Source organism: Salipiger sp. CCB-MM3, from assembly GCF_001687105.1.
Classification (GTDB): Bacteria; Pseudomonadota; Alphaproteobacteria; order Rhodobacterales; family Rhodobacteraceae; genus Salipiger.
In genome coordinates this window covers 1380985-1395729 of the sequence record NZ_CP014596.1, presented here as the reverse complement: position 1 = coordinate 1395729, position 14745 = coordinate 1380985, and the positions used below count along the sequence as shown (strand labels likewise).

The window sequence follows — 14745 nt, the reverse complement described above, 5'->3', positions numbered from 1 at the left end:
TGCATTTTCGCTCGACAGGAAAGGGCTCCGCCACGGCGGGGCCCTTTTCGCGTCAAGTGGCGGGATCTTCGATCAGCAAAAGCTCGGCGGTGATGCAGATGCGGTTCTCATGCGGGCGCAGCACGCCGCTCATTGGCGTGCCGTCAAACCCCACCGAAGCGGCATTGAGAATGACGCTCTCGCCGGTCAGCCGCCCGGCACGCAGCAGCATCTCGGTGGCGTAACTCTCCAGCGTGCCGGTCTCGAACCGTGTGTTCACCAGACTGCCGATCCCTTCGATCCGCGCCCGCTCCATCCCGCCCGCAAGTTGCGGAAGCAGGCTGTGCGGGTCTTCATTGGGGCGCAGGGTGCACAGCAGGGCCGGGTGCCCGCTGCCTGCCTCACCCACCGCGCGCGGGGCAAAGAGATCAAAGCCGGTTTCGGCGTCCGGCGTCACCTCCAGCGCAGCGCCGGTGATGCCCCAGCCGCTCATCGTCACCGCCTCGGCTAGCACCGACCCCGCCGCCAGAAGATGCCCCATGCGCAGCGGGCCTCCCGCGCCGGACCACAGCCCATGGCAATGCAGGAAAGGCGCGCCGTCCTTCATGCCCAGATGCAGCCCGGCCTCTGCGATCTCGGCGCGCTCCAGCACATAGGTTTTGCTGTACCACGCCGCCCGCCCGTCGCCGGGCGCGGGGGCGGGGATCACATAGGTCAGCCGCTCGAACGCGATGTCCGCAAGCCGCAGATAGCCCGCCGAGAACCCGGCCTCGGCAAAGCCCTGCACCACCGCCCGCTCAAAGCTCTGCCCTGCCGCGAGATGGATCTCCACCGGCTGCGCGCGACAGGGCAGCGCGGCAAAACGCGCCTCGGCGCGCGGGCCGGGATGGCTGAGAAGTTGCAGCGTGCTCATTGTGCCGAGGCCTTCCGGGGCTCAGGCTCGTGCCCAGGCTCGTGCTCGGGCAGATCGCCGCGCGCGAGCAGCTCTTCGCGGATCATCTTCTTGGTGATCTTGCCATAGGCGCTCTTCGGCATCTCGTCCCAGAACACCACATGGCGCGGCAGCTTGTAGCGGGCGATCTTCGGCCCCAGCCAGTCGAGCAGCGCCTCGGGTGCCACGCCCGAACCGCGCGCCACGCAGACCGCGACGCCGATCTCGCCCCACACCGGGTCGGGCATGCCCAGCACGGCGACCTCGGATATCTCGGGGTGCAGCAGGATCTTCTCTTCGATCTCGCGCGGATAGATGTTCGACCCGCCCGAGATATACATGTCCGAGGCGCGGCCGGTCAGATAGACGAAGCCCTCGGCATCCATATGGCCCAGATCGCCGGTGAGGAACCAGCCATTGCGGAAACTCTTGGCGTTGGCCTCGGGGTTGTCGAAATAGCCCGCAAACACTGCAGGGCCGATGACGGCGATCTCGCCGGTCTCGCCCGGTGCGACCTCATTCCCTTCGGCGTCCTGTATTTGCACCTGCATCCCGGTGCGGGCAAAGCCGCAGGATCCGATCCGCATCGCGGCATCGTCCACCGTGTGATGCGCGGGCGGCAGCACGGTGATATTGCCGGTGACCTCGCCGAGCCCGAAATATTGCACCAGCTTCGGCCCCAGCACCTCCAGCGCGCGGACCTGATCGGCGCGATACATGGGCGCGCCTGCGTAGATCATGTAGCGCAGGCTCGAATGATCATGGTCGCGCACCGACGGGTGCTCGACCAGCAGCTTGACGATGGTCGGCACGGTGAAGAGGTTGGTCACCTTCCATTTGGCGACCAGCCCCCAGATCTCATCGGGGTCGAACTTGGTCCCTGCGGGCAGGATGGTCTTCACCCCATGCGCCACCTGCGCGAGCTGGTGGATGCCCGCGCCATGCGATAGCGGCGCCACGACGATCGAGGCATCCTCGGGCCCGGTGCCGGGCATCAGGTCGCACAGGTGGTTGGTGACGACAAACGCCATCTGGCCGTGGGTCAGCACCGCCGCCTTGGGCCGCCCGGTGGTGCCGGAGGTGAAGAAGAACCAGCACGGATCGTCGCGCTGCACCTCCGCCTGCGGCGGGCGCTGGCCGAGGTGGTCGGCGACCAGCGTCTCATAATCCTCGCCCAGACCGTCCCCGATGCCGATGGTAAAGCCAAGGCCTTCGCAGGCCGCCGCATGCTCGGGGAAGGTGGCCTCGCAGAGCATCCCCTTGGCCTGCGAGCTTTGCGCGAGAAAGGCGATATCCTCGGGCGACTGGCGGAAGTTGGCGGGCACCCAGACCGCGCCGATGCGCCAGCAGGCGAACATCGCCTCGAACATCTGGTTGTTGTTGGCCGATTGCACCAGCAGCCGGTCGCCCTTCTTGAGCCCAAATTTGCCCGACAGCGCGGCGGCGAAGGCAGCCGAGCGCGCCTCCATCTCGGCCCATGTCCATGTCTGCGCGCCCCAGACAAAGCCCACGTCCTGCGGGTGCCGCCGGGCGCTTTCAGTGAGGAAATTCGCAAGGTTCATCACACGCGTCGAGACGGGGGGCAGTCCGCCGGAGAGGTCGATGGCGGCGGCGCTCATTTCACCCGCTCCAGAATCGACACGTAGTTGGTCACCGCCGCGCCGCCCATGTTGAACACGCCCGCGATCTCGGCGCCGGGGATCTGCATCTCGCCCGCGTCCCCGGCAAGCTGCATCGCCGCCATCACATGCAGCGACACGCCGGTGGCGCCGATCGGGTGGCCCTTGGACTTCAGCCCGCCCGAGGCGTTGACCGGCAGCTTGCCGTCCTTGGCGGTGATGCCCTCGCGGATCACCCGCCCGCCGTCGCCGCGCTCGGCAAGGCCCATGGCCTCATACTCCAGCATCTCGGCGATGGTGAAACAATCGTGGGTCTCGACCAGCGACAGATCGTCGAGCGTCAGCCCCGAGGTCTCGAAGGCCTGCGCCCACGCGCGGCGGGCACCGGCAAATTCCAGCACGTCGCGGCGCGACAGCGCCATGATCTCGTTGACGTGGCTGCGCGCGCGGAAGGCGATGGCGCGCGTCATCTCTGCCGCCGTGTCCGCATCGGCCAGCACCAGCACCGCCGCCCCGTCCGAGACCAGCGAGCAGTCGGTGCGCCGCAGCGGCCCCGCGACGATCGGGTTCTTGTCCGAGACCGTGTTGCAAAAGGCGGTGCCGAAATCCTTGCGCATATGCGCCAGCGGGTTGGCCATGCCGTTCGAATGGTTCTTGGCGGCGATCATCGCGAGCTCTTCGCTCTTGTCGCCGTAGCGCTGGAAATAGCTGCCCGCGATCTGCCCGAAGAGCCCGGCGAAACCGCCGCTGATGTCCGCCTCTTCCTTGCAATAGCTGGCGCCCAGAAGGATATCGCCGACCTCTGCCGTGGGGGTGGCGGTCATCTTCTCGGCGCCCACCACCAGCGCGATGCGACCGCGACCGGCGGCGATGAAATCCATCGCGCCATGCAGCGCCGCCGAGCCGGTGGCGCAGGCGTTCTCGTAGCGGGTGGCGGGGGTATGGGCGAACCGCGCGTCGCCCATGGCCACCAGCGCGCCCTGAAAATCCTGCTGCGAAAAGCCGTTGTTGAACACGCCGGTGAAGATGCCGTCGACGTCCTCGGGGGTGATCCCGGCGTGCTCCAGCGCCTCGCTCACGGCGGCGGCCATCAGGCTTTCGGTGTCGGGGTGCTCGGATTTGCCAAAGGGCGTGTGGCCCCAACCGACGATCTGTGGGTCTCGCATGTTGTCCTCCTCAAATGCGGGTGCGCGCGGCGTAAAGCTGCGCGAGCGTGCCTTCTATCTCCTGCGCCGCCACCTTCAGCTGCGCCACAAGCTCCTCCCGGCGCGGCTGCTGCATGCGGCTTTCGATGGCTGCCAGCGACAGCGCGCCAGCCAATGCGCCGTCCGGGCGACGCAGCGCGACGCCCATGCCCCATGAGTCGGGGAACACCAGACCGGGGTTCAGCGCGTAGCCCTTGGCCCGTGTCTCGGCGACTCGGGCGCGAATCTGGTCCGGCGGCAGGCCGGGGTAGTCTTCCTCGAGCCGCGCGGCATTGGCGGCCAGCGCCGCCTCGACCTCGGCATCGGGCAGCGAGGCCAGCATCGCCAGCGAGCCCGCGCCGACGCCCAAAGGGTGCAGCCGCCCGGTCATCAGCGCGTAGGTGCGGATCGGATAGGTGCCCTCTTCGCGGTGCAGGCAGAGAGAAGAAAAGCCGCGCCGGATCGACAGGAAGGCGGCGTCCCCGGTCTCTTGCGCCAGCCGCGCGAGGGTTTCGAACGACAGCTCCAGCAGCCCATGCCGATGCGCGGCGAAGGTCCCGAGAATATAGGATTCTTCGCCGAGGAAGTAGCGCCGGCTCTCCTCGTTCTGCTCGACCATGCCGTTGCGGATCAGCGCGAGCATCAGGCGGCGGACGGTGGGCTTGTTGAGCCCCGACTCCGCGACCAGCTCGCCAAGGCTCGCGCCATCGAGCGGGCGACGCCCGACCATGCCGAGCAGCGCCAGCGCCCGGTCGACGCTCTGGCTGCCTGCGAGTGCGCCAGTATCTGCCTTCACCTGTTCCATAATATGGACCTGTTTGGTCCGCCTCCTCCCACGAGACTTCGCAAAGTTGCCCCGCAATATTTTGTTCCTTTCACAATATTGCAAGTTCTTCTTGTCCGTGGCAATGAAACTGTTCCATGATGTGGATCGCAGCGCAGGGCAGGGAGGCCGTGCGGGGCGGGGGCCGGTGCCGGTCCGAACTCTGGGAGGACAGAATGACATTTGCGAAACTGGGCAGCACTGCCCTGGCAACCGTGCTTGCGGGCGCGATGATGGTCGGCGCGGCTGCCGCAGAAACCCTGCGCCTGTCGCACAACACCGGCGACACCACGACCTGGCACAAAGGGTCCGAGAAATTCGGCGAACTGCTCTCCGAGGCGACCGGCGGCGATCTGTCGGTGCGTGTCTTCCCCAATGCGCAGCTTGCCGGTGGCGACCAGATGCGTCAGGCCGAGATGGTCGGCCGCGGCGCGCTCGATCTCGTGGTGACCTCGGCGATCAACGTGACCCCGCTGGTGCCCGAGATGGCGGCCTTCTCGCTGCCCTATCTCTATGCCGATTACGCGCAAGTCGATGCCACCACGCAGGGCGAGCCCGGCGCGAAACTGGCCGAGATCCTCAAGGGCAAGGGCATCATCGTTCTGGCCTGGGGCGAGAACGGCTTCCGCGAGGTGACCAACAACACCCGCCCGATCCACGGCCCCGACGATATGAAGGGCCTCAACATGCGCGTCGCGGGGCCGATGTATATCGACGTGATGAACGCGCTCGGCGCCAACCCGCAGCAGATGCAGTGGGGCGAGACGATGACCGCGCTGCAGCAGGGCGTGGTCGACGGTCAGGAAAACCCGATCGGCGCGGTGATCATCCCGCAGCAGGTCTATGAGGTGCAGAAGTACCTGACCACATGGCATTATTCCTACGACCCGATCTTCATCGGCATCAGCCAGAAGAAATGGGACAGCTATGACGCCGACACGCAGGCCAAGCTGCAGGCCGCCGCGACCGAGGCGATGAGCTACCAGCGCGAGATCAGCCGCGAGGCCACCGCCTCGGGCATCGACTTCCTGCGCGAGAAGGGCATGGAGGTCTATGAGCCGTCGGCCGAGGAACTGGCCGCCTTCAAGGAGGCCACCCAGCCCGCCTTTGACGAATGGGCCGACAAGGTCGGCCCCGAGCTGGTGCAGAGCTTCCAGAGCGCCATCGACGGCGCGAAGTAACCCCCGAAAAACGGCGTGTCCCCGCGGGGACACGTCTTTCGTCCCCAAGACACTCGCCTGCTGATCCAAGGGAGGGGCAATGGCCTTCATCCTGCGCGAGGCCGAGAAGATCATCTGCGCGGTGCTCTTTTTGGCCATGACCTTTCTCGGCTTTGCCAATGTTGTGGTGCGCTACGGCACGCATTACTCGCTGGCCGCCACCGAAGAGTTGCTGACCAACGGCTTTCTGCTGCTGACCATCTTCGGCGCCGCCATCGCCGCGCGCCGCGGCGAGCATCTGGCGGTGGGGCTGGTGCATGACCTGCTGCCGCGCCCGGTGCGGCGGGTGGTCTTTGCGCTCTCGGTTCTGGCCTCGGCGCTGCTGCTGGTGCTCTCGGCGTGGTTTTCCTGGCAGGCGATGACCAACATGATGGGCAACGGCATGCGCTCTTACGGGCTGCAGATCCCCGCGTGGTATTATCAGGCCGCCGTGCCCTTCGGCTTTGCGCTGGTGCTGATCCGCTACCTGCAGCACGCATGGGTGGTTTGGCGCACCGGCGAGGATCACGAGGTCATCCCCGATGTATGACCTGATCCCCGGACTTCCCGCAGGCACCGAGATGGTGATCCTGTTCTTCATCCTGCTGGCGCTGCGCGTACCGGTGGCCTTCTCGCTGGGGCTCTCGGCGATCTACGCCATGTGGCAGATCGGCTTTGGCCTCGAACTGGCGGGCGATCTCATCGCCACCGGCATCACCAAATTCTCGCTGCTGGCCATCCCCTTCTTCATCCTCGCGGGCACGCTGATGGGCTCGCTGGGGATTGCCGAACGGATGATCCGCTTCTTCCGCGTGCTGATCGGCGGCACGCCCGGCGGTATGGGCGTGGTCGGCACCACCGTGTGCCTGTTCTGGGGCGCGGTGAGCGGCTCGGGCCCGGCCTCGGTCGCCGCCATCGGGCCGATGATCATCAAGGGCATGGAAGAAGACGGCTACCCCAAGCCCTATGCGGCGGGCCTCGTCTGCACCGGCGCGGCGCTGTCGATTGTCATCCCGCCGTCGATCGGGCTGGTGATCTACGGGGTGATCGCCGAGACCTCGATCTCGCATCTCTTCCTCGCCGCCATCCTGCCGGGGCTCTTCATGGGGGCGATGATGCTGCTGACGCTGCCCTTCGCCAAGCCGAAGGCCGGGCACGCGGCCTCGCTGGAAAAGCTGAGCCCCATGCCGCATGCCGAGAAATCCTATGGCGCGCGGCTGTGGCTGTCGTTCAAGGAAAGCTTCTGGGGGCTGATGACACCGGTGGTCATTCTGGGCGGCATCTACTCGGGCATCTTCACACCCACCGAGGCCGCTTTGGTCGCCACGGTCTACGCGCTGCTGGTCGGCGGGCTGATCTACCGCACGCTGACTTTGGATGGTCTTTACCATTCGCTGTCGAATGCGGCCGCGTCTTCGGCCACGGTGATGCTCGTCGTCGCCTATGCCAGCCTTTTCGGCTGGGTGGTGACGGTGGAGGATCTGGTCGGCAGCTACTCGGGCGCGCTGCTGGGGCTTTCCGGCAATGAGGGCGTGATCCTGCTGGTGATCATGCTGATCCTGCTGATCGCGGGCATGTTCATGGACGCGGTGACGGTGATGTTCATCTGCCTGCCGATCTTCATGCCGGTGGTGCGCGAATTGGGCTGGGATCCGGTCTGGTTCGGCGTGCTGGTCATGGTCAATCTCGCCATCGGGCTGATCACCCCGCCGGTGGGCATCAACCTTTACGTCGCCGCCAATGTCACCCGCCTGCCGATCGAACGCGTTGCGCGCGGCGCGCTGCCCTTCCTGCTGGTCTGCGGGGTCGGGCTGGCGGTGATCGGACTGGTGCCGCAGCTTTCCCTTGCCCTGCTCGGGCCCGCCAATTGAGGACTATGCCATGACCCAGAAGACAGCCCCCAAGACCGCGATTGTCACCGGCGCCGCGCGCGGCATCGGGCTTGCCACCACCAAGCAGTTCCTCGCCGAGGGCCGCAAAGTGGCGATGATCGACCGCGACGCCGAGGCGCTGATGGAAGAGGTCGGGCAGCTCGAGGGCGTGCTGCCGGTGGTCTGCGACGTCTCGCAGCCCGATCAGGTGGCGGCGATGATCGACGAGGTGGCCACGAAGTTCGGGCGGATCGACGCGCTGGTGAACAACGCCGGGGTCGCCGATTTCGGCCCCATCGAAGACACCACATTCGAGCGTTGGCGCACCGTGATGGCGACCAACCTCGACGGGGTGTTCCTGTGCTCGCAGGCGGCGGTGCCGCATCTGAAGCAGGTGCAGGGCGCCATCGTCAACATCGCCTCGATCTCGGGCCTGCGCGCCTCGACGCTGCGGGTGGCCTATGGCACCTCCAAGGCCGGGGTGATCCAGCTCACCCAGCAACAGGCGGCGGAGCTGGGCGAATACGGCATCCGCGCCAATTGCGTGGCGCCCGGCCCGGTGCGCACGAAACTGGCGATGGCGGTGCATTCGCCCGAGATCATCGCCGCCTATCACGATGCGATCCCGCTGAACCGCTATGGTTCGGAGGATGAGATCGCCTCGGTGATCGTCTTCCTGTGCTCGGACCGGGCGAGCTATGTGACCGGGCAGACCATCGCCTCGGATGGCGGCTTCCAGTCCACAGGGGTGGGGCTGCCGGCGCTGCGCGTCTGAGCGGCGCGGCGCGGGTGGCCGCGCCGGATATGCGTATTTTTGAAGAGAAGAAGCAGGGGGCGCATCTTTGCTACCTCTGTCAGGCGTCTAGGTGCCGGGCCGCGGGTTTTTGCGCAGTATGCCCGTGTGGGTCGGCCGCCGGGCAGGTGGACTTCGGAGCGCGCTTCTCTAAGCTTCGCCCTGCACTCGGTGGGGTTGGAATTTGGGGGGGAGATGGCACGGATCAGGCTTGGCATGGTCGGCGGCGGCAGAGGCGCCTTTATCGGCGAGGTGCATCGCATCGCGGCGCGGCTCGATGGGCAGTATGCACTTCTTGCCGGGGCGCTCTCGTCGACACTGGACGGATCGCGCGAGAGCGGTGCGGCGCTGGGGCTCGACCCGGCGCGCTGCTACGGCAGCTTCGAGGCGATGGCCGAGGACGAGGCGGCGCGCGAGAATGGAATCGAGGCGGTGGCCATCGTCACGCCGAACCACCTGCATGGCGCGGCGGCGGCGGCCTTCCTGCGGCGCGGCATCCATGTCCTTTGCGACAAGCCGCTGACCGCCACGATGGCGCAGGCCGAAGCGCTTGCGCAGGCGGTGCGGCAGAGCGATGCGCTGTTCATCCTGACGCATAATTACACCGCCTATCCGATGATCCGTCAGGCGCGCGAGATGGTCGCGCGCGGCGATCTGGGGGCGCTGCGGGTGGTGCAGGTGGAATATGCGCAGGACTGGCTGGCCGAGGAGAGCGCCAGCAAGCAGGCCGCGTGGCGCACCGACCCCGAGCGCTCGGGCCTTGGCGGTGCGGTGGGCGACATCGGCACCCATGCCCATAACCTTGCGTGTTTCGTGTCGGGCCAGAAGGTTGCGGCGCTGGCGGCGGATCTACAGAGTTTCGTTCCCGGGCGGCGGGTGGATGACAATGGCCATGTGATGCTGCGCTTCGACGGCGGCGCGCGCGGGATGCTTTGGTTCTCGCAGGTGGCGGTGGGCTGCGAGAACGGGCTGCAACTGCGGCTCTATGGCGAGACCGGCGGTCTGGAATGGCGGCAGGAGGATCCGAACCGCCTGTGGTTCACGCGCTTCGGCCAGCCCAAGCAGCTTCTCACCCGCGGCGGCGCCGGGGCGGGGGAGGCGGCCAATGCCGTGAGCCGCATTCCCGGCGGGCATCCTGAGGGCTATCTTGAGGGCTTTGCCAATCTCTACACCGAGGCCGCGGAGGTGATCCGCGCGGCGCAGGAAGGTCGGCGCTCCGAGGCGCTCGGGCTTTTGCCGGGACTTGAGGAAGGGCTCGCGGGCATGCGCTTCATCGCCGCCTGCGTCGAGTCGTCCTTTGCCGACTCGGCGTGGTGCCAGCTGGAGCCGTGAACGGGACTTCGCGGGGCGCTCCGGGGCGCCCTCAGCTCTGCGCCGCCTTTCGGGCGCGGATCAATGTAAAGATGCCCGCGCAGGTGATGATCGCGGCGCCGAGCGCCACATTGGGCCGCAGCGTCTCGCCGAAGACCAGCATGCCGAAGGCGGAGGCGAAGACCAACTGCAGGTAGGCGAAGGGTTGCACCGCCGAGGCTTCGGCCACCTCATAGCATTTGATCAAGGTGAAATGCCCCGCCGCGCCGGTGACACAGAGCGCTGCCATCATCGCCCAGTCGGGGGCGCTCATCGGCTCCCAGAACCACATGCCGATGAGCGTGGCGGTGGCGACGCCCACGGTGCCGGTCCAGAAGAACGAGGTGGCGGCGCTGTCGGTGCGCGCCACGCGGCGGGTCAGCAGCCCGTAAAGGGCAAACATCAGGGCCGCCAGCAGCGGGATGGCGGCGAGCGGCGAGAACACCCCGCCCGAGGGTTGCAGGATGATCAGGATGCCAAGAAAGCCGATGCCGATCGCGCTCCAGCGGCGCCAGCCGACCTTTTCGCCCAGCACCGGGCCCGAGAGCGCCGCGATGAGCAGCGGGTAGCAGGCAAAGACCGCGTGGCTTTCCACGAGGCCGAGATAGACGAAGGCCGAGACCATCACGCAGATCTCGAGCACCAAGAGCACGCCGCGGAAGGCCTGCAGCAGCGGCTGGCCGCTCTTGGCGGCGGCGCGCAGCCCGCCCTTGTGGCGCGCGGCCAGTGTCAGCACGAAAAGCGCGAAGAACCAGTAGCGCACCATCGTTACCATATAGACGTTGGTGGCCTCGGACAGATGCCGCGACAGACCGTCCTGCACCGAGAATATGAAGGTGGTCAGCACCATCAGCCAGATGCCGAGGCGGGTGTTCTGCTGGGCCATTCAGGGCGTCCTTGCGAGAGGCATGTTCGCGACGGTCATATGGCGTTTGCGGCCATGGCCGGGCTGGCGGGTCACCTCGAACCCGGCCTCGGCGAGCGCGCGGCGCACATGGCCTGCGGCGGTATAGGTGGCGGCGCTGCCGCCGGGGGCGGTGTGGCGGGCGACCTCGGCCATCAGATCGGCACCCCAAAGCTCGGGGTTCTTGGCCGGCGAGAAGCCGTCGAGGAACCACGCATCGGCCTGCTGGTCCCATGCGGCAAGGGTCTGCCGCGCGTCGCCCACGACCATCGTGAACTGCAGGTCTGGCAGCGAAAAGGCGCGGGCGTTCTGTTGCCAGAAGGGCGCAAGTTCCGCGGCGATATCCGAAAGCTCGGGAAAGGCGGCCTGCGCGCGCAGCATGTCCTCGGCGGCAAGGGGGAAGGCCTCGAAAGTGGTGAAACGCAGGGTGCCGGGGATACCCTCCGCGCGCCACAGCGCCAGCGTCGCCAGAAGGTTCAGCCCGGTGCCGAAGCCCAGTTCGGCCACATGAAACCCATCCACCAGCCGCGCTGGCAGATCATTGCCCGCGTGGAACGTGTGGCGGGTTTCGGCAAGGCCGTTCTCGAGCGAATAATAGGGATCGTCGAAGCGCGGTGAGACCGGCACGTCTCCGTCCCGCCACTCCGGCGCATCGGCGGGCAGCAGGGGATCGGGCCGGGGGGTGTCGGGCTGGCTCATTCTGCGCACCTGTCCTAGAACTGTGATCCTACATGAAGCGGAGTGGTCGGAATGGCAAGCGGGCAGAATGGCGTGGATGTGACGGTGCGCGGGGCGGGGATTTTCGGCCTGTCGATCGCATGGGCCTGCGTGCAGCGCGGCGCGCGGGTGCGGGTGGTCGATCCCTTCGGCGCAGGCAGCGGATCGAGCGGCGGGCAGGTGGGGGCGCTGGCGCCGCATGTGCCCGAGAACTGGAACCCCAAGAAGGCGTTCCAGCTGGAAAGCCTGCTGATGGCGGCGGGCTTCTGGGCCGCTGTGGAGGAGACCGGCGGCGTCTCGGCGGGTTATGGCCGTCTGGGGCGTTTGCAGCCGCTGGCCGACGACAAGGCGGTGGATCTGGCGCGCGGCCGCGAAGAGACGGCGCGGCAGCTTTGGGGCGATCACGCGGACTGGCGGGTGATCAAGGCAGGCGAGGCGGGGGATTGGGCGCCGGTCTCTCCCACCGGGCTGCTGGTGCATGACACGCTGACCGCGCGGATGAATCCGCGCCGTGCCTGTGCTGCGCTGGTCGCGGCCTTGGCGGTCCGCGGCGTGGAGGTGCAGCCAGAGGCCGAGGACGCCGGGCAGGTGCTTTGGGCTGCGGGCTGGCGCGGGCTCGAGGATCTGTCGCAGGCGCTTGGCAAGCGGGTCGGCACCGGGGTGAAGGGCCAGTCGGTGAGCCTGCGCTTCGATGCGGGCGACGTGCCACAGCTCTTTGCGGGCGGGCTGCATGTGGTGCCGCACAGCGACGGCACGGTGGCTATCGGCTCGACCTCGGAGCGTGAGTTTGACGATCCCACCACCACCGACGCGCAATGCGACGATCTGGTCGCCCGCGCCGCGCTGGCGGTGCCCGCGCTGCATGGCGCCGAGGTGATCGAACGCTGGGCCGGGGTGCGCCCGCGCGCGCGCAGCCGCGCGCCGATGCTGGGCGCTTGGCCGGGGCGCGAGGGTGTGTTCATCGCCAACGGCGGCTTCAAGATCGGCTTCGGCATGGCCCCCAAGGTGGCGCAGGTGATGGCCGATCTGCTGCTCGAAGGGCGCGACGAGATCCCCGAGGGCTTTCGCGTCGAAGATTCTCTCTGACCGTCTTGGCCTTCGCCTGCGCTTCTGCAAGCATGCGCGCGTGATCCGGCATGGCCGCGCCGCAATGCGCCTCGCGCCGCCGGATCGAGACAACAGGAGAGACCCGCGTGACCCACGCAGACGACATGGCCCGCATCGCCGAAACGGCGAAAAGTTGGCGCCGCAGCATCCACGAACAGCCCGAGCTTCTTTACGATCTGCCCATCACCGCCGCCTTCGTCGAAGAAAAGCTGAAGGGTTTTGGCGTCGATGAGATCGTTCCCGGCATCGCCAAGACCGGCATCGTGGCGCTGATCGAAGGGGCCAAGGGCGAGGGCCCGGTGATTGGCCTGCGCGCCGATATGGATGCGCTGCCGATGGACGAAAAGACCAACCTTCCCTACGCCTCGAAGATCCCCGGCATGATGCACGCCTGCGGCCATGACGGGCACACGGCGACGCTGCTCGCCGCCGCGCAATATCTGTGCGAGACGCGCGACTTCGCGGGCACCGTGGCGCTGATCTTCCAGCCGGCCGAAGAGGGTGGCGCGGGCGCACGCACGATGATCGAGGAGGGGCTGCTGGAGCGCTTCGGCATCGAAAGCGTCTATGCGATGCACAACAAGCCGGGCCTGCCGGTGGGTCAGTTCGCCACGCGCCCCGGCCCGCTGATGGCGGCGGGGGACCGCTTTGTGGTGACGGTGACCGGGCGCGGCGGCCATGCCTCGGCGCCCACCATGTCGATCGACCCGGTGGTCGCGGCGGCGCATCTCATCGCCTCGGCGCAGACGCTGGTGTCGCGGTTTTCCGATCCCTTCGATCAGGTGGTTGTCTCGATCACCTACCTCGAGGCCGGCTCGGGCAGGGCGCTCAACGTAATCCCCGACACAGCCACGTTCGGCGGCACGATCCGCACGATGAATTCTGAGACCCGGGCCGAGATCGAGGGCCATCTGCGCCGCCTTCTCAATGCCGGGGCCGAGCAGTTCGGCTGCGAGGCCGAGCTTGACTGGCGTCCGGGCTATCCGGTCACCGCCAACGATGCCGGCAAAGCCGCTGTGGCCGTCGGTGCGGCGGCGGCTGTGGCGGGGGCCGAAAATGTCGATGACAATTGCGACCGGATGATGGGCTCGGAGGATTTCTCCTACATGCTTGAGCAGCGCCCGGGTGCGATCGTCTGGTACGGCAATGGTGACAGCGCCGAGTTGCACAACCCCTCGTATAATTTCAACGACGAAGCGATCCTGCCCGGCATGCGTTATTGGGTCGAGCTGGTCGCCCGCGAGTTGGCCGCATGAGCGAGGTGAGACTTCCGTTTGGCGAGTTGGTCGGTCTGCTGACGCGGATCTTCGAAGGTCAGGGCCTGCCGCCGCGCGTGGCGCAGGTGCTGGCGACCAATTGCGCCACCTGCCAGCGTGACGGCGGGCTGAGCCACGGAGTGTTCCGCATTCCGGGCTATGTCTCGACGCTGCAGAGCGGCTGGGGCAATCCCAGCGCCATGCCGGTGATCGACGAGGACGGCGGCACGCTGATCCGGGTCGATGCGCAGGGCGGCTTTGCGCAGGTGGCGCTGGCCGAGGCGCGCGCGCGTCTGGTGGCGAAAGCGCGGGCCGAGGGCGTCGCGGCGCTGGCGATCCGCAACTCGCAGCACTTCAGCGCGCTCTGGCCGGACGTGGAGCCCTTCGCCGAAGAGGGGCTGGTGGCGCTGAGCGTGGTGAATTCCATGGCCGTGGTGGTGCCGCCGGGCGGCAAGACGCCGGTCTTCGGCACCAACCCGATGGCCTTTGCCGCGCCGCGCGCGGGGCAGGCGCCCTATGTCTGGGATCAGGCGGCGAGCGCTCTGGCGCATGGCGACGTGCAGATCGCCGCGCGCGAGGGGCATGAGCTGAGGCCCGGCACCGGCGTCGATGCCGAGGGCCAGCCGACCAATGATCCGAATGTCATCCTGAACGGTGGCGCGCTGCTGCCCTTCGGCGGGCACAAGGGCGCGTCGATTGCCATGACCATCGAGATCCTCGCCGCCGCCTTCACCGGCGGGGCCTTCTCGACCGAGGTGGACTGGTCGCAGCACGAAGGGGCGAAGATCCCGCTCACCGGTCAGTTCCTGCTGGTGATGGACCCCGAGCACGGCGGCAGCCACGGCTTTGCGACCCGTGTCGCCGCGCTGTCTGATACGGTGCGGGCGGCGGGGCAGGAGCGCCTGCCGGGCGACCGCCGCGCAGTGGTGCGCGCTGAGGCCGAGCAAAAGGGCGTCGCGCTGACCGAGGCCGATATGGAGATGCTGCAGAGCTATCTCTAATCCGCGAAAGG

14 protein-coding genes are annotated in these 14745 nt (G+C 67.5%); 8 read left to right on the top strand and 6 right to left on the bottom strand.

From position 1 onward, the window contains the following. Positions 1-52: 52 nt before the first annotated feature. The 4 genes from AYJ57_RS20100 to AYJ57_RS20085 are packed head-to-tail and all read right to left on the bottom strand — an operon-like array spanning position 53 to position 4518. Positions 53-892, bottom strand: coding sequence for a hypothetical protein (locus AYJ57_RS20100; RefSeq protein ID WP_066110203.1), 840 nt, complete (start codon positions 890-892; stop codon positions 53-55). Beyond that, positions 889-2529, bottom strand: coding sequence for an acyl-CoA synthetase (locus AYJ57_RS20095; RefSeq protein ID WP_066110201.1), 1641 nt, complete (start codon positions 2527-2529; stop codon positions 889-891). Before AYJ57_RS20095 ends, AYJ57_RS20100 begins: the two co-directional genes overlap by 4 nt. Next, positions 2526-3695: an acetyl-CoA acetyltransferase gene (locus AYJ57_RS20090; protein WP_066110199.1), complete on the bottom strand. Its 1170-nt coding sequence runs from the start codon at positions 3693-3695 to the stop codon at positions 2526-2528. Before AYJ57_RS20090 ends, AYJ57_RS20095 begins: the two co-directional genes overlap by 4 nt. A 10-nt stretch (positions 3696-3705) precedes the next feature. Continuing rightward, complete coding sequence (locus AYJ57_RS20085) at positions 3706-4518, bottom strand: IclR family transcriptional regulator (RefSeq protein ID WP_066110197.1); 813 nt, start codon at positions 4516-4518, stop codon at positions 3706-3708. Between the two features lie 194 nt (positions 4519-4712). Between AYJ57_RS20085 and AYJ57_RS20080 the strand changes: the two genes are divergently transcribed. The 5 genes from AYJ57_RS20080 (at position 4713) to AYJ57_RS20060 (ending at position 9731) form a co-directional block, all read left to right on the top strand. Then, positions 4713-5717, top strand: coding sequence for a DctP family TRAP transporter solute-binding subunit (locus AYJ57_RS20080; protein ID WP_066110195.1), 1005 nt, complete (start codon positions 4713-4715; stop codon positions 5715-5717). A gap of 79 nt (positions 5718-5796) precedes the next feature. Beyond that, positions 5797-6285, top strand: coding sequence for a TRAP transporter small permease (locus AYJ57_RS20075; protein WP_066110193.1), 489 nt, complete (start codon positions 5797-5799; stop codon positions 6283-6285). Then, a complete protein-coding gene (locus AYJ57_RS20070; protein WP_066110191.1) occupies positions 6278-7606 on the top strand; it encodes a TRAP transporter large permease in 1329 nt (442 codons plus the stop codon). The genes AYJ57_RS20075 and AYJ57_RS20070 overlap by 8 nt, the downstream gene beginning before the upstream one ends. A 10-nt stretch (positions 7607-7616) precedes the next feature. Beyond that, positions 7617-8381 (top strand): SDR family NAD(P)-dependent oxidoreductase, encoded by a 765-nt coding sequence (locus AYJ57_RS20065; RefSeq protein WP_066110189.1) that lies wholly within the window; start codon positions 7617-7619, stop codon positions 8379-8381. A gap of 213 nt (positions 8382-8594) precedes the next feature. Next, positions 8595-9731 (top strand): Gfo/Idh/MocA family protein, encoded by a 1137-nt coding sequence (locus AYJ57_RS20060; RefSeq protein ID WP_217621125.1) that lies wholly within the window; start codon positions 8595-8597, stop codon positions 9729-9731. A gap of 31 nt (positions 9732-9762) precedes the next feature. Here the strand turns inward: AYJ57_RS20060 and AYJ57_RS20055 are convergent, their stop codons facing one another. Then, the gene (locus tag AYJ57_RS20055; RefSeq protein ID WP_066110185.1) at positions 9763-10635 is read right to left on the bottom strand and encodes a DMT family transporter; all 873 of its coding nucleotides are present in this window, start codon (positions 10633-10635) and stop codon (positions 9763-9765) included. Continuing rightward, positions 10636-11352: a tRNA (5-methylaminomethyl-2-thiouridine)(34)-methyltransferase MnmD gene (gene mnmD / locus AYJ57_RS20050; RefSeq protein WP_066110183.1), complete on the bottom strand. Its 717-nt coding sequence runs from the start codon at positions 11350-11352 to the stop codon at positions 10636-10638. A 51-nt stretch (positions 11353-11403) separates the two neighbouring features. Here mnmD and AYJ57_RS20045 point away from each other — a divergent pair, with 51 nt between their 5' ends. From AYJ57_RS20045 to AYJ57_RS20035, 3 genes are all read left to right on the top strand, one after another. Continuing rightward, positions 11404-12456, top strand: coding sequence for an NAD(P)/FAD-dependent oxidoreductase (locus AYJ57_RS20045; protein ID WP_066110181.1), 1053 nt, complete (start codon positions 11404-11406; stop codon positions 12454-12456). Between the two features lie 107 nt (positions 12457-12563). Beyond that, positions 12564-13733, top strand: coding sequence for a M20 aminoacylase family protein (locus tag AYJ57_RS20040; protein ID WP_237220237.1), 1170 nt, complete (start codon positions 12564-12566; stop codon positions 13731-13733). Next, positions 13730-14734: an Ldh family oxidoreductase gene (locus AYJ57_RS20035; RefSeq protein ID WP_066110179.1), complete on the top strand. Its 1005-nt coding sequence runs from the start codon at positions 13730-13732 to the stop codon at positions 14732-14734. Before AYJ57_RS20040 ends, AYJ57_RS20035 begins: the two co-directional genes overlap by 4 nt. The last annotated feature ends 11 nt before the right edge of the window (positions 14735-14745 follow it).